Source organism: Microcystis sp. (assembly GCF_048564745.1).
Taxonomy (GTDB): Bacteria; Cyanobacteriota; Cyanobacteriia; order Cyanobacteriales; family Microcystaceae; genus Microcystis; species Microcystis ichthyoblabe_A.
Window position 1 is genome coordinate 44,440 of sequence record NZ_JBLZRT010000045.1, and the last position, 19,928, is coordinate 64,367.

At 42.6% G+C, this 19,928-nt stretch carries 15 protein-coding genes and 3 pseudogenes; 6 read left to right on the plus strand and 12 right to left on the minus strand.

Annotated elements, in window-relative coordinates; genetic code table 11:
• The 3 genes from ACOCD9_RS07325 to ACOCD9_RS07335 form a co-directional block, all read right to left on the minus strand.
• Positions 1-1,230: a hypothetical protein gene (locus ACOCD9_RS07325; protein WP_287703762.1), complete on the minus strand. Its 1,230-nt coding sequence runs from the start codon at positions 1,228-1,230 to the stop codon at positions 1-3.
• A 55-nt stretch (positions 1,231-1,285) separates the two neighbouring features.
• On the minus strand, positions 1,286-2,995 hold the full coding sequence (gene menD / locus ACOCD9_RS07330) for a 2-succinyl-5-enolpyruvyl-6-hydroxy-3-cyclohexene-1-carboxylic-acid synthase (RefSeq protein WP_419546920.1): 1,710 nt from the start codon (positions 2,993-2,995) through the stop codon (positions 1,286-1,288).
• Between the two features lie 366 nt (positions 2,996-3,361).
• Complete coding sequence (locus ACOCD9_RS07335; RefSeq protein ID WP_419546922.1) at positions 3,362-4,702, minus strand: ArnT family glycosyltransferase; 1,341 nt, start codon at positions 4,700-4,702, stop codon at positions 3,362-3,364.
• A gap of 87 nt (positions 4,703-4,789) precedes the next feature.
• Between ACOCD9_RS07335 and ACOCD9_RS07340 the strand changes: the two genes are divergently transcribed.
• From ACOCD9_RS07340 to ACOCD9_RS07350, 3 genes are all read left to right on the plus strand, one after another.
• The gene (locus ACOCD9_RS07340) at positions 4,790-5,785 is read left to right on the plus strand and encodes a formylglycine-generating enzyme family protein (RefSeq protein WP_419546924.1); all 996 of its coding nucleotides are present in this window, start codon (positions 4,790-4,792) and stop codon (positions 5,783-5,785) included.
• 60 nt (positions 5,786-5,845) lie between these two features.
• Positions 5,846-7,108 carry a glycosyltransferase gene (locus ACOCD9_RS07345; RefSeq protein ID WP_419546926.1) on the plus strand — a complete coding sequence of 421 codons (1,263 nt, stop codon included), beginning with the start codon at positions 5,846-5,848 and terminating at the stop codon, positions 7,106-7,108.
• Between the two features lie 87 nt (positions 7,109-7,195).
• Complete coding sequence (locus ACOCD9_RS07350; RefSeq protein ID WP_002799991.1) at positions 7,196-7,618, plus strand: Mov34/MPN/PAD-1 family protein; 423 nt, start codon at positions 7,196-7,198, stop codon at positions 7,616-7,618.
• Here ACOCD9_RS07350 and ACOCD9_RS07355 read toward each other — a convergent pair.
• Both ACOCD9_RS07355 and ACOCD9_RS07360 read right to left on the minus strand, forming a co-directional pair.
• The gene (locus ACOCD9_RS07355) at positions 7,597-8,160 is read right to left on the minus strand and encodes a DUF4334 domain-containing protein (RefSeq protein ID WP_194015384.1); all 564 of its coding nucleotides are present in this window, start codon (positions 8,158-8,160) and stop codon (positions 7,597-7,599) included. The genes ACOCD9_RS07350 and ACOCD9_RS07355 overlap by 22 nt on opposite strands.
• A 230-nt stretch (positions 8,161-8,390) precedes the next feature.
• Positions 8,391-8,501: pseudogene (locus ACOCD9_RS07360) on the minus strand (recombinase); the annotation flags it as partial.
• Between the two features lie 145 nt (positions 8,502-8,646).
• On the opposite strand from ACOCD9_RS07360, the gene ACOCD9_RS07365 reads away from it, so the two are divergent.
• Positions 8,647-9,810: a cysteine desulfurase family protein gene (locus ACOCD9_RS07365; protein WP_419546928.1), complete on the plus strand. Its 1,164-nt coding sequence runs from the start codon at positions 8,647-8,649 to the stop codon at positions 9,808-9,810.
• A 62-nt stretch (positions 9,811-9,872) separates the two neighbouring features.
• On the opposite strand, the gene ACOCD9_RS07370 is transcribed toward ACOCD9_RS07365, so the two are convergent.
• The 4 genes and pseudogenes from ACOCD9_RS07370 to ACOCD9_RS07385 all read right to left on the minus strand — a co-directional run.
• The gene (locus ACOCD9_RS07370; RefSeq protein ID WP_419546930.1) at positions 9,873-11,345 is read right to left on the minus strand and encodes an NADH-quinone oxidoreductase subunit M; all 1,473 of its coding nucleotides are present in this window, start codon (positions 11,343-11,345) and stop codon (positions 9,873-9,875) included.
• A gap of 244 nt (positions 11,346-11,589) precedes the next feature.
• Positions 11,590-12,932, minus strand: a pseudogene (locus ACOCD9_RS07375) (2-succinylbenzoate--CoA ligase).
• Positions 12,908-13,873, minus strand: coding sequence for an o-succinylbenzoate synthase (locus ACOCD9_RS07380; RefSeq protein ID WP_419546932.1), 966 nt, complete (start codon positions 13,871-13,873; stop codon positions 12,908-12,910). The pseudogene ACOCD9_RS07375 and the gene ACOCD9_RS07380 overlap by 25 nt, the downstream one beginning before the upstream one ends.
• Before the next feature lie 311 nt (positions 13,874-14,184).
• Positions 14,185-14,535: pseudogene (locus ACOCD9_RS07385) on the minus strand (helix-turn-helix domain-containing protein); the annotation flags it as partial.
• Between the two features lie 49 nt (positions 14,536-14,584).
• Between ACOCD9_RS07385 and ACOCD9_RS07390 the strand changes: the two are divergent.
• Positions 14,585-14,827, plus strand: a complete 243-nt coding sequence (locus ACOCD9_RS07390) for a hypothetical protein (RefSeq protein ID WP_407069729.1) — start codon at positions 14,585-14,587, stop codon at positions 14,825-14,827.
• Between the two features lie 138 nt (positions 14,828-14,965).
• Here the strand turns inward: ACOCD9_RS07390 and ACOCD9_RS07395 are convergent, their stop codons facing one another.
• Positions 14,966-16,393, minus strand: coding sequence for a glycosyltransferase (locus ACOCD9_RS07395; RefSeq protein ID WP_419546935.1), 1,428 nt, complete (start codon positions 16,391-16,393; stop codon positions 14,966-14,968).
• Between the two features lie 210 nt (positions 16,394-16,603).
• Here ACOCD9_RS07395 and ACOCD9_RS07400 point away from each other — a divergent pair, with 210 nt between their 5' ends.
• Positions 16,604-17,839 (plus strand): bifunctional sterol desaturase/short chain dehydrogenase, encoded by a 1,236-nt coding sequence (locus ACOCD9_RS07400; protein ID WP_046660776.1) that lies wholly within the window; start codon positions 16,604-16,606, stop codon positions 17,837-17,839.
• Positions 17,840-17,849: 10 nt separating this feature from the next.
• Here ACOCD9_RS07400 and ACOCD9_RS07405 read toward each other — a convergent pair whose 3' ends face one another.
• Positions 17,850-18,794, minus strand: a complete 945-nt coding sequence (locus ACOCD9_RS07405; protein WP_419546937.1) for an NAD(P)-dependent alcohol dehydrogenase — start codon at positions 18,792-18,794, stop codon at positions 17,850-17,852.
• 2 nt (positions 18,795-18,796) lie between these two features.
• On the minus strand, positions 18,797-19,183 hold the full coding sequence (locus ACOCD9_RS07410) for a hypothetical protein (RefSeq protein ID WP_287703546.1): 387 nt from the start codon (positions 19,181-19,183) through the stop codon (positions 18,797-18,799).
• Between the last annotated feature and the right edge of the window lie 745 nt (positions 19,184-19,928).

Here is a 19,928-nt window from a genome sequence, read left to right on the forward strand (position 1 = left end):
CTAATTTAAAGTTGTGGGTAAATTGGCCGCATCAAAAACTCGATTATGCCACCAAATATTATCACCAGCTATAATATTTGTGCCGTAACGAGGGACAATACCATAAACAGTGCCGGGGTCATAATCCAAAGCTTCACTGATCAGATTGTAGAGACGTTGTAGATCAAAACCCCGGGGGTCACAATGGGGATATTTTCCTTGATTAATCAGAAAACTATCGACGGCAAAATGGCTGACAATTTGCGGTAGTTGTCCCGTTTGTAAGGCTGCGAGGAGATAATATTTCGCCGTTTGCTGGTATTGAAAATCGCTGTAACCGGGGAGGGTTTGCAAGCGTCCTTTGGTCAAACAGTGGGATCCTGGCGCTTGTACCAGTTCAATGTTAACACTAGAGATAACCCGACGATTTCTTTCGGCAAAAACCGGCTGCAAGCGATCGCAATTAGGGTGAGATAGCTGCTGACAAATCGCTTCTGTTGCCCATAATGCGGTAGTTTTTGCCCCATCAAAGTAATTTGTGGGATATTCTTTGACTAAACGCTTAAAAACGGCTTCTGAAGGCGTATTTAACCAAATTCTCGCCCTTTTTTCTAACTCAGGGGCCGATCGCGTACTCAAGGGAACACCCGCTAAAGCAAGAGCAAAACCCTTGACGCGGATAGTTTCTGGGGTGAGTTGCCACAGTTGACGCACTAATTGATCTCTGGTGTCTGCGGGCAGCATTTCGGCCGCTTGTTCATAAAAAGTGGCCGTGGGACGGTGACGTTCAAAAAAAGGCCGGGCGATCGAGTCTAAAATATCTCTATCCCTGGAATTCTGTTTGCGGGGGATGTAAACATTCGGACCCAATTTCATCGGACCGCGAGCATATTTTTTCTGCTCTTCGATGTTACCCGCAGTCATACTCCAAGCTGTATCGTGGAGAATAAACAAGGGAACGCGATCGAGGGTTAATTCGGTTTCTGGCGGGGCAATTTGCAAAAATTCGGCGATTTTCTGCTTTTCTAACTCATCTAGGCTCTTACCGGCTAAATTCTCCCCCACAGTGGAGGGATTAAAAATATTTATGGTGGCAGTGGAGAGACTAGAGGTATTCAGTTTTAAAATCAGTAGGGACAAGACTAAACTAATCACCAAAGAAGTCACTCCCCATCGCCATTGTTCTGGGGGAAAGATAGAATATCTGGGGGGAGAAAATTGTCTTGATTTTTGCCGTCTTTGTCGATTCATCGAACCCTTTTAACTCGCTTTCCACCCATTGTATTGACTTTCTCGAAAAAGGGAATTAACTATAATTACTGAGGAACCATTGAGCATTAAAAGCTCGATCGCAGGATATTTCTAGTAATCTTATCCCTGATTCTGGTAAAACTGCGATTTTTTCCTGAAAATCAGTCCAATCGCTGATTAAATGGTAATCGATACCGTAGGTGTGACAGAGTTGGCAAAAGTCGATATTTTGGGGAGTGGCAAAAAATTCTTCAAAGGGAGGGTCAAATTTGGCGATCGGCAACATCTGGAAAATGCCTCCCCCCTTGTTATTGATTAAAATTATGGTCAAGGAGCCAACAAAATATTTTTTGATTAAAAAACCATTTGTGTCGTGTAATAGGGCTAAATCTCCCGTTAATAGCAGACTAGGGACATTTTTATAAGCTATTCCTATAGCAGTGGAGAGGTTGCCGTCGATGCCATTGGCCCCGCGATTAAAATAGGGACGAATTTGGCGATCGCTAGGCGGGTTAAAAAATTCGGCATAGCGAACAGGCATACTATTAGAGATAAAGATCGGGGTGCGGGGGGGGAGGTATTGGGAGAGCAGCCAGGGGATTTTCCCTTCAATCAGTTTAGTTTCTGCTGCCAAAAGGCGATCGATTTTAAATCTAGCTTGCTGGTCGAATTTGTGCCATAATTGCCGATATTCTCGATTATTATCGGTTTTATCTGGGAATAAATCCCCTAATTGCTCGATATTTCCCCTGAGATGTCTGGTTTTTCCCTGTAGAGGATCGTAATTATCAGGATGGGGATCGATAATCCAACGCGGACAGTCGATTTCTTCTAACCAGATCCGTAATTCTTTGCTGGTGGGTAATTCGCCAATTTGCAGGACAACATCGGGGGTTAATTGGGTTCTAAGGGCAGGATTCCGCAATAATAAATCATAGGTAGTGATGAGATGGGGATTTAACCCTGCATAGTTTCGCAGAGGAGATAAAGCTTCCGCTAAGACGGGATATTGTTGCGATCGGGCTAAATTAGCGATCGCCTGACAGTAACTTTCAGGGTTTTGCGGGGAAGCTAATCCCGCGATGATAATTCCTTTGGAGGGTAAAGAAGGAATTTCGAGAATTGAGTGATTAATGGCGATATTTTGCCGAGATATATGGCTAAAAAAAGCTTCTTCGTCAAAATTAGCCTCTAAATTGTTAATTTCTAGATCGGGAGTTGGTGCGAGGGGATCCCGAAATGGTAAGTTCAGATGCACCACTCCGGGGACAGGATCGAGACAGCGCCACCACGCGTGGATGATAGTTTGACGGAGATAGCGTAAACGCTCGATATTGGCACTAGGACAGCTAATTTCCGCTTGCCAGTTGGGATAATTACCGTAGAGTTTGACTTGATCGATAGTCTGACCGGCATGAGCATGACGCAATTCTGGGGGGCGATCGGCGGTTAGAATTAATAAGGGGACATGACTTTCTTTTGCTTCAATGACTGCGGGATAAAAATTAGCCGTGGCAGTGCCGGAAGTGCAGACTAAAACCACCGGTTGATATAATTGTTTGGCTAATCCTAGGGCAAAAAAAGCGGCCGAGCGCTCGTCTAAGATGGGAATAGCTTCAATCTGGGGATGTCTTGCCAAGGCTACCGTTAAAGGAGTTGATCGCGATCCGGGAGAAACCACCCCTATCTTCAATCCCAAACGGGCCAATGTTTCGACTAAAATAGAACCCCAAAGTGTATTAAGATTGCGAAAATCGATCGACATTTATTAGTTCAGTGGAAAAGGTTAGGGGACAATCGGTTAAAGAGTCTATACTGTTAACTATCTAAATTACTCGTTAAGACTGTCTATGAGCGGGGAAAAGGAGTTTGAGCATTTGTACTAAAATTCTCAATACGCAGTTTAAATGCAGTACAGTCTATTAATAAATTTAACATTGGCTGGAACTGGCCAAGAATAAGTTATTCCTGAGTCAGTCCTGATGAAAAAATTTTCACCCCCACAGATGAAAGAGGTTTCCTTTCCTACACCCCACACCCCACACCCTCTTTCAAGTCAGGGATCCTAGTTAAGTTTACTCTCGATTCCCAGGCCAATTTATCCCTTTTAGGGTTCCCTTCTTGCTAAGTTTTAACCAGAAAACTTATAGGTTAATACCACATTGATATTAGCTGCCAGCAGCGCCAAGAATAACAGGAAAGTAAAGCGATCAATCCAGAATTTTTTAAAGAAACCAAAGATATCCTTGAGATAGAATACTCCCAGAATTGCTGCTGTACCGAGCATAAAATAATAGCGACCGTAGGGAGAAGATAAGATCCATGCTGTCAGATTGAGATGAATCGACCAAACTCCCAGAAAGATAAAAATAATTGAGGCAGTTAATGCGTCCGTTTCTTGGCGAAAATCATCGAGAAAGATGCCTAGAATAATAAACATAAACGGATAAAAAGGAATCATATACCAAGTAAAAAAGTGACTTTGCGCTCCCGTGGCAACTAAAATTAAGGTGTAGAGGATTACTGGTAAAGCGAGTAATCTAACTTGGGGACTAGCGGGATTCTTTCTGAGAAAGGGTAAGAGGGTTAACCAGCTAAAAATTAGCCAACCATCCTCGAAAAATACCGTGGGAGTGGTTAGATATTTGACAAAGTTAAAGTCCTCGAAGCGCAGGGATTGTTCTTGAAATATCTTCCGAAAGAAATCGTAGTCATAGATGGCACCGTAGAGAAAATAGAGAGAGAAAAAGAAAGCACCGATCGCAGTTATATAAATGGCCTCTCGTCCTTGCTTTTCGTAAATCAAGAGGACAATTAATAATACTACTAAATAAATAGCTGTTACTTTGACTAAACAGGCTAAACCAGCTAAACAAGCGGCGATGTAGAGATATTTTTTCCGATGATTTTGATAGTATTGCCAATACAGTAAGACCACCAATAAGCACAAAACAATCATTAAATTTTCACTAATAGCTAACCGAGAGAGAAAAACTGTATTAGGATTGGTGGCATAAATTAAACTAGCGATTATAGCGATCGATAAATTACTCAACTTGAGAGCGAGTAAATAGACCAAAACTATCGCAGCAATACCTAAGAGTAAAGAAGGGACTCTAATAATAGTTAAACTGCAATCAAAAAAAGTCTTTGCTCCTCCTAAAAGAGCAAATAAACCCACCAATAAACCAAATAAAGGAGGATGATCAAACCAGGGAGTCACCAAACGATAACGGATATTTTTCGCTTCCCAAACCACCGTAGGAAAATTATCCGTGGGACTTAACCATGACCAACTGGTGGGGATACCCGTTTGTAATAAACTCATGCCACTCCAAGCAAAAGCATATTCGTCAGCAGTCCAATTATCTGGAGGCAAAGAATCATAATTATAGATTCGCAAAAAAGCACCTAAGCAGGTGATAATTGCTGCAATCAACCAATGTTTATGGACAGTCAAAAAGCTGGGCATTGATTATTAAGTATAGGTGGCAGTGACTAAATAAGAGTCAGAATTTCATGGTATAATGGATGGGGTGATGATGACAGAAAAATCGGGATGATTAAAGTAAACAGACGTAAATTTGGCCAGTGGATCAGTCTGATCGGTGCAGGAGTCGGACTAGCAGCGATTCTAGATAGAAAAAATATTTTTTCCCCCTCCACCGCTACAGCAATCATACCCTCGCAACCCCCCCAAAATTCCTCTTTTCCCCCCCGACAAAGCTTTTCCTTTGAAACCGTCACTCTCGATCCTAGCGGTTTCGTGATCGAGCGCAATTCCCGTAGTGCCGAATACTACAGGGAAACCCTTGCGGGATTAGAGATGATTGCTATCCCTGCTGGCACTTTTATCATGGGGACACCGGACGGAGAAAAAGGAGACTTTACCGGTAGTGATAAACCCCAGCGCTTAGTCAAGGTGAACAGTTTTTACCTGAGTAAATACCCGATAACCCAAAAACAATGGCAAATTGTCGCTAATCTGCCCAAAATTAACCGCGATTTAAACCCCAATCCCTCCCACTTCCAAGGGGATAACTTACCCGTCGATAGCATCTCTTGGTATGATGCGATCGAGTTTTGCGATCGACTTGCCAGGGCCACCGGCAGAAACTATCGGCTCCCAAGCGAGGCACAATGGGAATATGCTTGTCGTGCCGGCACTACCACACCCTTCTACTTTGGTGCCACCCTTACCAGTGAATTCGCTAACTACTATGCCATTAAATTTCCCTACGCAGTGGAAAGAGAGAGCGAATTTCGAGCTAAAACCACCCCTGTAGGCAGTTTTCCCCCAAATGCCTTCGGATTATACGATTTACACGGCAGTTTATACGAATGGTGTGCCGATCCTTGGCATCGCAACTATAACAATGCTCCCAACGATGACCAAGTATGGCCGGCCGATCCTAATAGCACCGGCAATCGTTATCGCGTCCTGCGTGGAGGTGGTTGGGGGACAGAATTGAGGGAATGTCGCTCCGCTAGTCGAGGCCAATTTAGCCCCGATAATCGCTATAGTGTATTAGGATTCCGCATCGCCAGTAGTTAGCTCAAATTTGCGGGTAAACTGTGCGTCTCTAAACCTGTTTTAGTCTGTGAGTGTAAGCGAGTGACCAACTCTCCACCCTATCCCTTTTTAACCACCCCCGTCGGCTCTTTGCAAATTCCTTTTTTAGAGCAAATTGAAGGAATTATTAGCAATAATAGTTATATTCTCAGAGATTCGCCGCAATTACTCAAATTATCTCTAGTTATTCCCACTTATAACGAGCGAGATAACGTTATTCCCCTAGTCGAGAATCTCAGTCAATTACTCGATCGAAAAATTCCCGATCAGTATGAACTAATTATCGTCGATGATGACAGTCCTGATCGCACTTGGGAATTAGCCGGCAAATTAACCCCAGATTATCCGCAACTGCGGGTGATGCGTCGTCAGGGAGAAAAGGGATTAGCGTCGGCAGTGGTGCGGGGTTGGCAAGGGTCAAGGGGTGAGATACTAGGAGTAATCGATGGAGATCTGCAACATCCCCCCGAAATTCTCTATAATCTCCTCGAAACTATCGAAAAAGGAGCCGATTTAGCTCTTGCTAGTCGTCACATCGAAGGAGGAGGAGTGAGCGAGTGGAGTCTGCTGCGACGATTTCTCTCTCGCGGCGCTCAAATCCTTGGTTTAATTCTACTGCCAGAGGTGGTCGGTCGCGTCTCCGATCCCATGAGCGGTTACTTTATGGTCCGCCGTCAAGCGATCGCCGGTCCGATTCTCAATCCCACCGGTTACAAAATTTTACTAGAAGTCATCGGCAAAGGCCGCATCGAAACCATCGGAGAAGTGGGTTATGTCTTCCAAGAGCGCCTAGAGGGGGAAAGTAAGGTAACTTGGAAACAATGGCTAGAATATATCTTCCATCTGCTGCGTTTGCGCTCTCAAAAGCCATTAAGGTTTTTAGATGCAATTGTCAATCTACCTTTAGATAGATTTATTCGCTTCGGTTTAGTGGGATTAACCGGGGTTTTTGTCGATATGGCCTTTCTCTATCTTCTCAGTGATCCCGCCGCTTTGGGTTGGGGATTAACCCGCAGTAAAATCATCGCCGCCGAATTAGCAATTATTAATAATTTTATCTGGAATGATCGCTGGACTTTTGGCGATTTATCCGCTCGTCAACGGGGTTGGAATAAACGCTGGAAAAGATTTTTCAAGTTCAATTTGATCTGTTTAGCCGGTTTAATTTTAAACGTACTGCTGCTCAACCTGCTCTTTAACGGTTTAGGAATTAATCGCTATCTAGCTAACTTCATCGCCATCGCTATCGTCACGGTTTGGAACTTTTGGGTTAATCTTAAACTCAGTTGGCGGGTGACAAAATAGCCAGCCAGAAGCAAGAAAATGGTGGGCCAAAATTGAGATGCGTTTACCCTGTTGTCCATAGCATTTGAGACCCGCTTACTCCACCCTATGATCCTGATTACAGACCAAATTTACCAGTCTATTTTCACCCACGCAGAATCCACCTATCCCGAAGAATGTTGTGGGTTACTCCTAGGAAAAATTACCGAGACAGCAGCCGAAGTTATCAGCATACAGGCAACAGAAAATAACTGGTCAGGCAATAAAAGAAACCGCTTTAGTATTGCCCCAGAAGTGCTTTTACAAGCTCAAAAATCGGCCCGGGAAAACCAGCTAGAAATTATTGGTATCTATCATTCCCATCCCGATCATGCCGCCATTCCCTCGGAAATTGATCGCCAATTAGCCTGGTCAGGATATACTTATTTAATTGTCTCCGTAGTTTCAGGGCGAGCGATCGATTTACAAGCTTGGCAACTGGACGAGCGCGAACAATTTCAAATCCAACCTCAAGAATTAAAATGTTTTTGACATCGCTTGAGAACAAAAAAGAAAGGCTGGGGAAAGTTTTTAAAATCCATAATTCCCAGCACCGTATTATCATCTACTTTCCGAAAAGAGTCATTAATCGGCAAATAATCATAAATCATCGTGGCGCTGACTTTGCCCCGATATTCCATCATTCGCAGTCTAGCCTGACTTGTCTGCGTTTTCAGCAAGGAGTTGGTCAGCATCAGTAAAGGTTTCAGAGAATTATTTTTGAGTATCGGCAGCTTCAAAATCCAGTTCATGGCCGTGGGATTAGGTGCTACCTTAAAAATTTTTCCCTGACCATCTAAAAATAACAGGGGGTGGACATTCTCAGTATCAACAAATTCTTTACCATACCAATTAGATGCTTCTAATAAACCATCCATTGGGTGATTTGTCTCAAGTCCAGAACCTTGCCAAACACCGAGCATAAAGTCTAAACTCACGGGTTCGAGAGCGTCAAACAATTGTAAAGCTATTTCTGTCGTCGTTTTACCAGCCTTAAGAATCGACTGGCAGCTTTCTAATTCTAATGTTGTCATTGTTTCGCTCTTCTTGTGTCCCGACCATGATATTATAGCTTCTCACCTAGAGGGTGGGGGATTGCTCCTCGGTTAAAATCACCGAACATCCGACATAAGTAGGTAGGCGTTAAAAGTTGTCAGATGCCCCCCTTATTAAGGGGAGATCCCCCCGCCTATCGGCACCCCCCTTATCAAGGGGGGCAGGGGGGATCGAACCTAAAATCCATTTTTAATTTAATTGTAACCAGCTACTTATCTTCACTCAATGGGTCATCGTATCGCTTTAGGGTTTCCAGCCATTCACTCATTTCTTCCTTGATGGTTTCTTTAAGTTCTCGCAAATCATCTTTATCTATAATCTTAAGACCGTTTCTAGTGGCCAATCCTATAATTAATTACAGGGTCGGAGAACTTGCCTTCTGCAAAAGTCCCATTTATCCCATCTACCCAACTAATCAATTCCATCATAGACAAGACCTTCCTGCTCCCCCACACGCCAAAAATATGTCTCAAAAGCCGATTTATCTAGATTGCCACGCCACGACACCCCTAGATCCGCAAGTTCTGGCGGCGATGTTGCCCTATTTTACCGAACACTTTGGTAATGCCAGTAGTATTAATCATGTCTATGGTTGGACAGCCGAGGCTGCGGTTAAACAGGCAAGAGAAACAATCGCCGCTGCTATTAATAGTAGCCCCGAAGAAATTATTTTTACCAGTGGAGCAACGGAGGCCAATAACCTGGCTATCAAAGGGGTTGCCGAAGCTTATTTCGCCAAGGGAAGGCATATAGTTACGGTGATGACAGAACATCGGGCCGTTTTAGATCCCTGTCATTATCTGGAAAAATTGGGTTTTGAGGTGACAATTTTACCCGTCGGTGCTGATGGACTAATTGACTTGGAATTACTAGAAAAATCTTTACGTCCTGACACGATTTTGCTGTCAATTATGGCCGCTAACAACGAGATTGGGGTGATTCAACCTTTAGGGGCAATTGGGGCGATTTGTCGCCAGTATCAGGTACTTTTGCATACGGACGCAGCCCAAGCAATCGGGAAAATTCCCCTAGATGTGGAGGAAATGAATATAGATCTGATGTCCTTAACTGCTCACAAAGTCCACGGACCAAAGGGAATCGGTGCGCTGTACGTCCGGCGCCGAGATCCCAGAGTCCGTCTCGCCGCTCAAATTCAAGGGGGAGGCCAGGAAAAAGGACTGCGATCGGGTACACTATTTACACCGCAAATTGTCGGTTTTGCCAAGGCGGTAGAATTGGGCATCAAAGCGATCGAAGAAGATAACAGCTACTTAAATCAGTTAAAAGCCCGTTTATGGGAGATTATCAGTCAATTAGACAGAATTTATCTCAATGGTCATCCTAGCCAAAGATTAGCCGGAAATTTGAATATTAGTATTGAAGGGGTGGACGGTGCGGCGTTATTGTTAGGATTACAGCCAATAGTGGCGCTTTCCTCCGGTTCTGCCTGTTCTTCTAGCCATACCGCCCCCTCCCACGTTTTAACTGCCTTGGGTCGCCCCGAATCTCTCGCTTATGCCTCCCTGCGCTTCGGGTTGAGTCGTTTTAATACTTTAGAAGAAATTGAACTGGTGGGGGAACAGGTGGTTTTAACGGTTAATTCCCTCCGCAAGGCCAAAAATTTTTGACGTTTCGGCTCCTATCCACAAGTTAGTTTCGGTCTAGGTTTGAAAAATTCCGGAAGATGGTTCTATGATTGCCTTTGACTAATTGCCGTGCCAGTTAATAACACTGATGCTTGGTTTTCACTCCAGTGAATCATCCAACTCGGTTGTAATCCCAAAACAATAATAAATAAAGCCAAAACAATTTCGGGAAATCTTTCGGGCCAGGTACTGCGAGGAATGCGCGATAATTCGGGGGTTAAACGACCAAAGAAAACCCGATTAATCATCAGGAGAAAATATACTGCGGTTAAACCACTAGCGACCAAACATAAGAGCGTTTGTATCGGAAAAATCGGGAAACTGCCACGAAAGACCAAAAATTCGGCGATAAATCCCACCATTCCGGGGATGCCGGCGCTGGCCATGGCCGCTAAAATCATTAACATTCCCGTGATTGGTAAACCTCTTTCTGGATTTAATAAACCGCGTAGATAATCCACATCCCGGCTGCCGGTTTTTTTATACACTACTCCCACCAACAAAAATAACAAAGCGGAAATTAAACCGTGACTAATCATCTGCAAAATCGCCGCGGTGATGCTTAATCTGGTGGTGGCCGCCGCCGCTAGTAAAATATAGGCCATGTGGGAAATGGAAGAATAGGCGACCACTTTTTTCATATCCTTTTGGGCAATAGCGCAACTGGCCCCGTAGAGGGCGCTGATAGCTGCTATTGTTGCTAACCAAGGGGCGAGAGTCACCCAAGCATCGAGAAATAAACCGACTCCAAAGCGCAGCAGTCCATAGGTTCCTAATTTGAGTAATATTCCCGCTAAAAGCACAGAAACGGGGGTAGATGCTTCGACGTGGGCATCCGGTAGCCAAGTATGAAAGGGAAAAATCGGGATTTTGATGGCTAATCCAATCAGAAGGGGAATAAGGAGCAGTAATTGGGTTTTAACGTCTAAATTGTTCGATAAAAGGGGGTTATAGGCGAAATTATTAGCACCAGTTAGCCAAACTAAGCCAAGGAAAGAGATTAGCACTAAAAAGCCAGAAATTGCTGTGTATAATAAGAATTTCATGCCCGCATAACCGCGTCTTTGACCCCCCCAAATGGCAATGAGAAAGTAAAGCGGGACGATTTCTAATTCGTAAAATAGGAAAAATAGCAGTAAATCCTGTGCTAGAAAGGCCCCCGCTACTCCAGCATTGAGTAACAAGAGCAGAGAATAGTAAAATCTCGGCCGGTTAACCTCTGTACCACTAGCATAAAGAGCAATTATTGTCAAGATGCTGTTAAGAAAAAGTAATGAGAATGACAATCCATCAACACCGAGGGCATAATTGAAACCGAGGAAATTAATCCAAGGCAGGTTAACCGTGAACTGCATTTGCGGGTTACTAGGGTCAAATTGCCAGCCAAGGAGAATATTAAGCAGTAAGAGAACGACAGCAAGAGTTAGAGCTAATCCTCGCACTTTTTTCGCCTCTAGAGGCGTGTAGGCAATCAGTATCGCCCCTATAATCGGTAGCCAAATAAAAGCGTTGAGCATTCTTTACTTTAATGGGGATGATAAACCTTCCCATTATTGCCTGAGCGGTCAATCTTTAGCAAGATAGCTATCAACTTTTAACATTCATTAATAAAATGAGCCAGAGATTGCCATTACCAGCAATTCCTCGGCAAAAAATGGCGATTTTGTCGCCATATACCGAGTAAATCCCTTGGCTTTTGGCTGGGAAAATGACGCTAATTTAGGAAACCCTCATAACTCACCATTAAGATAACTGCTATAATTATCGTCCGGGGTTTGACTCGGTGTCAAAAAAGTTTCAGCTAATTTAATTAAATTGGTTCGATTAATCTTCCCCTGGGGACTTTTTGGTATCTCTGGTAATTTTATCCAATGTTTCGGCAGCTTATAATTGACTAATTTATCTTTAATCTGAGATTGAATAATTGTCTGGTTTATCTGAGAGTTAACGGGTACATAAAAAGCCACAATTATCTGTCCCCATCGAGAATCTGGCAACCCTAAAACCACCACATCTTTAACTAAATTAGTTTGTCTAATGGCAGTTTCTACCTCAAGAGGATAAACATTTTCTCCTCCGGTAATTATTTTTTGACTATCCCGACCAATGATATATAAATAACCACTTTTATCCAAATAACCTAAGTCATCGGTCTCGAAGTAGCTTGCTTGATTAAGATGGGGATAATAACCTAAAAATAAAGATTTTGCTTCAATAATAATTTTCTGGTTATCGGGATTAATTTTTATCTGAGCATGGGGTAATACCTGTCCATTACTATTATTGCTTCGTCGAAAATCTTCTGGTTTAAGGGTGACAATTTGTGAGGCAGTTTCTGTCATTCCATAGGTGGGAGACAGAGAAATATTATATTCTCTAGCTTTTTCTAGTAAAGATGGCCATGCAGGGGAACCTCCTAGTAAAACTGTTTTAAAATTGGCTAACCATCGAGGATCATTTTCTAGAAAAAATTGTAATTGAGTGGGGACTAAGGAGATAAAATAATCTTGAAGATTGAGAGTATTTATGCGCTTTTGTTTGATTTTATGGTAAGGAATAACAGCAAAATCTCCCCCTGTTAAAAAACTTCTTAGAAACTGCATTAAACCACTAACATGATATAAGGGCAGTAGGCAAAAAGAGTTAACCTGCTCGACTTGAAAATACTCAGAGAAACCTTTGACAGAAGCAGTTAAAGTTAACCAGTTATGGATAGCAAAGCGAATTTTTCCCGATGTTCCTCCCGTGGGTATCATCAGAGAATTAGTCACAGGATTGACAGGAGGAGAATTATAGTTAAAAACCTTGATATTTTCGCCAAAAATATAATCGGGTTGCATCAGAGAGAAAACCTGTTCCCATTCGTTATTTTTCCAGTCGGGATTAGCTAAAAATAGGCAACTTTTGACCCTGACGGCAGCCAAGAATATCGCTAAGAATTTAAGGGGATTGCCTTCGGACAGAAGTAGAGTTAATCGAGGATTATCTGCGGCGATAAATTGCCGAGAATAGGACTGATATAATTGATAAAATTTCTGGCTATTGTATCCATATAACCAATCTTTTTGACTGAGATATGCTAATTGTTCGCTGATGTCGTCCACAGTTTTTCCAACCAATCGGGGTCACTATTATTAAACCATTGTTGCACACCAAAACCTAAAGCTCGCTCCTTTCTGGGGTATTCTTGTGCTAGACGTAGAGCGGATTTTCTGCCGATATTAGTTTCTAAAACCGAGGAAAATACTAAATCTAAGGGATATTTTCTCCAAAGATTTCTTAACCCTTGTATTGAACCAGTAATAGCAGGTTTAATCACAAAAATTCCTCGCCATCCCCGTTGATAACATTCCTCTATTTGTCGAAGATTGGCTACGGATTCATCTAAAGCAATCCCTGTGGTAAAATCTTGACTTAATTGCAACATTTCTAACCATTGAGACGGGGGTAAAGGTTGTTCGATAAATTCAATTATTTTAGATTCATCGGCAATTTTTAACCAGATTTTACCCTCAGTAATACTTAATCCCCCATTGGCATCTAAACGCAATTTAATTTTCCTGGGTAATCGGGTAATTAATTTTTCAAATAAGTTTAACTCTTGCTTGAGAGAATTGACTCCAATTTTCCATTTATAAGTATTAGTTTGATTGGTGGCTAAAATATCATCCAGACAGGGAAATACTGCCGCACCAGTGGGCAATAAATAACTATACTTTTTCGGTTCTAATTCTCTTGATTGATTTTCTATACTTAAATCTTCTAAAGCTGATTCAAAGGCAAATTGACAAGCGGGAAATTGTTCAGGAATAGAAAAAATTGAATTTATTGATAGGGGATTTTTGAGACTTTGACAGCATAATATTGCTGCCGATAATGTTTCTGAACCAAATTCAGGTAAAGGAGCAATTTCTCCCCATCCAATACGTCCATCTTCCGCTTCTAAGCGAATAATAATTCCTTCCCTAATTTGCCAGAGTCCGTGATGGGTTTGTAGGGGACGCAGCAAAGGACGCTGATAAACACGAAATTGCCAGAAATACATGATTAACTATAAGTAGTCGTGAAAAATTAATTTCCTAGTCGAGATAGGAGACAGGAGACAGGAGACGATACCCTATCAAGTTATACTGTATCTTTATGAGAAACGCTGTGATTTTGCTTAGGTACTTAGCAGTTATCTTCGATAAATGTTGACTATGCCGATATTTTTTTGACTTATTTAAGTAATTATCGCCATATTTTTGCTTCTTTTTTGAGGTTTTGTTCTGTTCGACTCAATTGCTCAATACTTCATCGACAAGCAAATGGGAAACCATGTTACTTTTTCTCCAATTTTCTCGGACTCCTGTGGAATTTTTTGGGAAAACTTTGATTCAGTTTTTTGGTAATTCGCCCTAGGGTGGCTCTACTGACTTTAATCTCTGTTTTTTCATAGAGTAAGTTAGATAATTCTTGCAGGGTTGCATCCCTGTTAGCTTCGATGATTTCCACAAGAATTACTAACTGCTCACTATTTAACTTAGTTGGGGGACTGCCTCCCTGGGGACGGGGACGGATATCTCCCGTTTCTCGATATTGTTTCAATAACTTTTGAATAAAGCTTTTGGCCACATTAAATCTTGTGGCCAGTTCTCGAATAGAAATTTTTTCTTTTTCCCAGACATCGATAATTTTTTGGCGAAAATCTACTGAATAGGGTCTCATGTCTGCTCTGTCCCGCAATTATTTGTCTATTTGCCTTCTATTGTACCTCATGGCTCCAATAATTGCCATATTTTCAATGGTAGCGATCAATCTTTGTGTCCTTTGTGTCTTTGTGGTTCGTTCCATTCGCTCCCCCGCAGGACTGTATCTTAGAATACATTCAAACCCAAGAGAGCCATCAGCTTTTTTCTCCCTACTCCCCCTAACCCCCAACCCCGATTTAGATAAAAAAAACTGGAGCGAGCGCTTTTCGCTACCCCAGTGCTGTCACGGAATTCAATTCTGTATCTAAATTAACACATTATTGGCAGCAAGCATGATTAAGGAAATTGGAAATTTTTCCAAGAGGGGCTTGTAAGGGCTGTAACCTTTACTAACAGGGGATTTCAAGCCTGATAAGGCCAAAGTTTTTGGAGTCTATCCTCAAAAATTAAACTTCGGCACTGAGATGTTCCCCCAGATGAACGGTTTTCACCCATTTCAAACGTTTAGGACGCAAAGCCATCCGCAGGCTGACACTGGGAATAATAATAAACCAGTGCATCATATAAATCATGCCGCGAATGGTTTGAGCAAGGATGTCTAAACCGAGAGCGAAAGTGAATTTTTTACCCCTATTAACCCGGATTAATCCTGTCACCATCCCCCAGAGAGAAAGGGAAAGAGCCAAACCAGTTAAAGGCGTTAAAATCGGGGATTGATGCTGGGTAATTGTGATTAAAAGATCGGGAATAGCGGCCGCAGGTAAGATATATTGAACAATCAAAAAAGCAATTAAATCAAACTTTTTCGGCCAAGGCATGGGAGACTTTAAAATCGCTTTCCAATAGTCGAGATAACGCTGAAAACCACCTTCGGCCCAGCGATTGCGCTGATGCCATAAAGCGATCGCGGTTTTCACCCCTTCTTCCGCTACTGCGGGAAAATTTAAGACATTAATTTTCCAATTATCGATATGGAGACGAATAGTTAAATCAAGATCGTCGGTGATCGTTTGTTCATTCCAACCCCCGCAACGATTTAAGGCACTACGACGGACAAATTGACCATTTCCGCGCAATTCTCCGATCCCTCCCACCGCGATCCGTTGCTGTTGGAAACAGCTATCAAAGATCATTTCTACCGCTTGTCCTTTTGTCCAGAAGTTTTCGGCGGCATTGGCGATCGCTTTTCGCACCTGTACCGCACCCACTTCTTGATCGTCGAACATCGGGACCACATGACGCAGTAAATCGGAGGATAATCCCGCATCGGCATCGAATACGCCAATAATTTCCCCGTTAGTCAGGGATAAAACCTGATTCAAGGCGCCGGATTTGCCACCTCCGGCATTAGCAGGACGATGGAGAATTTGTAATTGGGGATATTCTAAAGCAAGGCGATCAAGAATCGCACCGGTGTTATCGGTACTATAGTCATCGACGATCCAAACTTCTAATTTATCTTGGGGATAGTCTAGATGACAGAGATAATTAACCAGTTTCGTGATTACGGTTTCTTCATTTTTGGCCGCTACTAAGAGAGAAACCCTGGGGACAGAGGCTAAATCCTTATCCAGTAAGGGAATTGGCGGCGTTTCTGGTTTGGTGAACAGCAGCCGCAAAGCTTGCCCCGATAGTACCATAGTTAGGGCGATAACTGCCCAATAACCCCAACTCAGCCAATGAAGTCCGATAATTATTGTCCAGACCGCCATGAGGCTAAAAGCCGCTTTCTGTCTGCGTCCCGATCGGCCTTGAAAAATTTCGCTTCTAAATTCGTCCTCCTCGTCTTCGGGATCGGACCAGTCAGATAGGAGGGAACCAATCGGGTCTAATTCTTCGTTATCATCCTCTCGCGACCAATAATTTTCTGCCATAATCGACTCAGGTTAAGTACTGTTCAAGTAGACGCTTGTTTCTTGCTTTATCTTACCGAAAATTGTTAAAATTTTTAACAGAATCTTAAGTTTTTTCGGTAAAGAAACCCCAGTTTTTCAGGCTATTGGTTCTTTTTACCCGATAAATCCGCTTTTTCGGCTAAGATTGCTTTGTTTACATTCGTTGAGAAAATTTAACATTTATCCCCTATGTCAAACCTGCTCCTCTGTGTCGGACTGATTTGTGGCTCAATTATTTGGGTGGAGATCGTGCGTGATTGCTATCATGCTCTCGCCCACCATTGGCAGCCCCTTTATCGTCTGCACGTCTGGCATCATCGGGTTTTTCGTCCCGATCTGTCGGTAATGAGCGAGGAAATTTATCGTCGGGCCCACTGGTACAATGATGTACCGGAGGCCTTGGTTATGTTGGCTGCTAGTGTTTTACCGGTACTACTGGCCTACTCTTGGGGGTTCGATCGCCCTTGGTTGGGTTGGTTAGGTTCCCTTTATACTTTGGCTTTTCTCAGCACGGCGATCGGTCGAGGTTTAGGTATCGCTAATCTGGAGGAATTAACCGATTTAACCCATCGTCCGGGGCAATTTGAGAGTTTTCCCGCTCAATGGCGCGTTAATCGTACCTACCACTGGCGACACCATTTTGATAACCAAAAGGCTTATTATTGTGGCACTTTCACCTTTATGGATAAATTGATGGGGACGGCACTTTCTCTTAAGGGTAAAACGATCGCCATTACTGGGGCGAATGGAACTTTAGGGCGATCGCTGTTAAAGTACCTACAACTGAAGGGAGCCAAGGTAATCGCGCTCACTTCTGGGGAGAATGCGATCGCTATTGAAATTAACGGCGAATCAGTACCTGTAAAAACTGTAAAATGGCAAATCGGCGAAGAAACCCAACTTGAGGACCTATTTAAGTCTGTAGATATACTGATTTTAAATCATGGCGTTAATGTCCACGGCCAAAGAACCCCAGAAGCGATCGAATTAGCCTACCAAGTGAATACTTTTTCCGTCTGGCGTTTAATGGAATTATTCTTCAAAACTGTCCGCACTAACGAGCAAATTGCCCGCAAGGAAGTCTGGGTGAATACCTCGGAAGCGGAGGTTAATCCTGCCTTTAGTCCCCTCTACGAACTCAGTAAACGAGCGATCGGTGATATGATTACCCTGCGTCGTTTAGATGCCCCCTGTGTGGTAAGAAAGCTAATTCTTGGCCCTTTTAAGAGTAATTTAAATCCTGTGGGTATTATGTCCGCCGATTGGGTGGCTAAACAGATTATCAAGGCGGTACAGAGGGATAGCCGCAATATTATTATTACTATTAATCCCTTGACTTTTATCACCTTCCCAATTAAAGAATTCTCTGTTTCTACCTACTTAAAACTATTTACTCGTTCCCCAAAAAATCGGGAAAATCCCTAACTATTTGTCCTTAATCGGGGATCAGGACTATTTTTCCTCGCACTCTTTCCGATTCACTATAATTATGAGCTGCTACCACCTGGGAAAAAGTATAGGTGCGATCAATCCTAACAGTTAATTTTCCCGATTCGATCGCTTCTTTGAGAAATTGCCAGTCGGACGCTTGTGCTTGAGCAAAAAATATCACTTTCCCTTTTTGTGGCAACCAAGCACCGAGATAATTTAGGAGGATAATTCCTGGATTTGGTAGGGTGGTTATATAGGTGCCTTGGGGTTTTAAAAGCTGACGACAGTGCCAAAAAGAAGACTTAGCCACAGCATCGAAGATTATATCATATTTCTGCTCAGTTTTTCTCCAATCTTCTTGGGTATAATCGATAACTTTATCGGCTCCTAAAGAGGTGACATAATCGATATTTTTACTACTACAAATTCCATCTACTTGTGCGGAGAAAATTTTTCCTATCTGCACAGCAAAGCTACCCACTCCTCCCGATGCACCATTAACTAAAATCCGATTTCCTGCTTGAATACCGCCAAAATCGCGCAAGACTTGCAAAGCGGTAGAAGCAGCTAAAGGAGTGGCGGCAGCTTCAATAAAACTCTGATTATGCGGTTTTTTAACTAATAGGGAAGCGGGAATAATTGCATATTCAGCATAGGTTCTACCGGGTAATTGATTGACAAAACCAAAAACCTCATCTCCGATCTGGAATTGTTCCACCTGACTACCTTTTTCAACGATAATTCCCCCATAATCAAAACCTAATTGCAGGGGAAATTTATTACCTGTGGCTATTTTGAGCATCCCCCGACGAATCTTCCAATCAATCGGATTAATTCCCGCTGCCATAATCTTAATTAATACTTCTTTCCCTTGGGGAATTGGCTTTTCTATGTCTGTGTATTGGAGAACATTACTATCGCCATAGCGATTAATGATAATAGCTTTCATAATTAAGAAAAAAGTTGATAAAATAGTAAGGGAGCAAAAGTAATGACCAAGAGAACAAAAATCCAAACTCGTCCCGCCAAAAGATTATAATCTTGCCCTAATCTTGACCAAGAGTGACCAGCGATAAAATGACCGAACAGAAACTCAAAACCCACTGTTAATACTAACCAAATTAAACCGATAGTAATGGCTTGACCGGAGGATTCTAGACCCCAAAAATAGACAAGAGTGCCAATATAAAGACTAAAAAAGAGGCTGCCTGTCAGGGTAGAAATTTGATGAGCGCGTAGTTCATCGAGATATTTTCCGTAGGTGGTTTCCCTGAGAATACCGTTACTAATTCCTATTAAGACCATTGGGAGCCATGCGACAATGTAGCGACTAATCATAGCTGTTGGTTTAGAACTCGCTCTAATCGTATTATATACTGCAGCTGTCCTTGGTAAAGGCTGCATCTCAATTTGGTCGAAATATCTAGATGACATTTTGGGCGCACGCAGTTCGATAAATCACTGACCACGGTGCGCCCCTACCATTGGCGCAATCATATTATTTATTGTAGGGGCGAATTGCCTTCGCCCTCTTTGAATAACTTCTGCTGCTCACCATCGGTGAGAGAAAGTCACAAATAGGAGATGCAGCCTTGTCAAATCTCTCAAGGCAGGGCAGCAGGAAGTGGGGAGCGGGTTTTTAAAGTTGGATCTAGAGTTAATCGTCCTATTAAAAACGGATTTGGGGTTAAAAAGGGAAAAAAAGGCGTGTAAAAGGACTGACATTTATAAATACAATGTATTTGTAAGAGGTTTACACGCCCGGACAGCTTTAAACATCCGCTTTCAATCTATAATCCCCCATTAGCGCCAATATAGATGTAATCTCGATCCTCTTCTGACTATGATTTGTATCAACAAATGATGGGCGCTTGGAGCAGAACAGGGAGGTGACAGTAGGGTAAATTGTTAATTTTCTTGGTAATTCAGCTAGATTATCCGAAAAATGTCACACTAGAGGTAGAGGAGCGTCAACTATCAATCATCAGCTTTCAGCAATTTTTGACTATTTCCCCAGAGTATTGCTGGCAGCCGATGGGAAAAAAGCAACTTCAACCCTGACTTTATCTGCTATCGAGGAGGT

What these genes read in the sequence shown, in the direction of transcription:
- ACOCD9_RS07365 (WP_419546928.1), top strand. Translation starts at nt 8,647, where the DNA reads ATGTCTCAAAAGCCGATTTATCTAGATTGCCACGCCACGACACCCCTA.
- ACOCD9_RS07400 (WP_046660776.1), top strand. Translation starts at nt 16,604, where the DNA reads ATGTCAAACCTGCTCCTCTGTGTCGGACTGATTTGTGGCTCAATTATT.
- ACOCD9_RS07390 (WP_407069729.1), top strand. Translation starts at nt 14,585, where the DNA reads ATGGCTCCAATAATTGCCATATTTTCAATGGTAGCGATCAATCTTTGT.
- ACOCD9_RS07335 (WP_419546922.1), bottom strand. Translation starts at nt 4,702, where the DNA reads ATGCCCAGCTTTTTGACTGTCCATAAACATTGGTTGATTGCAGCAATT.
- ACOCD9_RS07370 (WP_419546930.1), bottom strand. Translation starts at nt 11,345, where the DNA reads ATGCTCAACGCTTTTATTTGGCTACCGATTATAGGGGCGATACTGATT.
- ACOCD9_RS07340 (WP_419546924.1), top strand. Translation starts at nt 4,790, where the DNA reads ATGATTAAAGTAAACAGACGTAAATTTGGCCAGTGGATCAGTCTGATC.
- ACOCD9_RS07380 (WP_419546932.1), bottom strand. Translation starts at nt 13,873, where the DNA reads ATGTATTTCTGGCAATTTCGTGTTTATCAGCGTCCTTTGCTGCGTCCC.
- ACOCD9_RS07405 (WP_419546937.1), bottom strand. Translation starts at nt 18,794, where the DNA reads ATGAAAGCTATTATCATTAATCGCTATGGCGATAGTAATGTTCTCCAA.
- ACOCD9_RS07395 (WP_419546935.1), bottom strand. Translation starts at nt 16,393, where the DNA reads ATGGCAGAAAATTATTGGTCGCGAGAGGATGATAACGAAGAATTAGAC.
- menD (WP_419546920.1), bottom strand. Translation starts at nt 2,995, where the DNA reads ATGTCGATCGATTTTCGCAATCTTAATACACTTTGGGGTTCTATTTTA.
- ACOCD9_RS07325 (WP_287703762.1), bottom strand. Translation starts at nt 1,230, where the DNA reads ATGAATCGACAAAGACGGCAAAAATCAAGACAATTTTCTCCCCCCAGA.
- ACOCD9_RS07350 (WP_002799991.1), top strand. Translation starts at nt 7,196, where the DNA reads ATGATCCTGATTACAGACCAAATTTACCAGTCTATTTTCACCCACGCA.
- ACOCD9_RS07410 (WP_287703546.1), bottom strand. Translation starts at nt 19,183, where the DNA reads ATGATTAGTCGCTACATTGTCGCATGGCTCCCAATGGTCTTAATAGGA.
- ACOCD9_RS07355 (WP_194015384.1), bottom strand. Translation starts at nt 8,160, where the DNA reads ATGACAACATTAGAATTAGAAAGCTGCCAGTCGATTCTTAAGGCTGGT.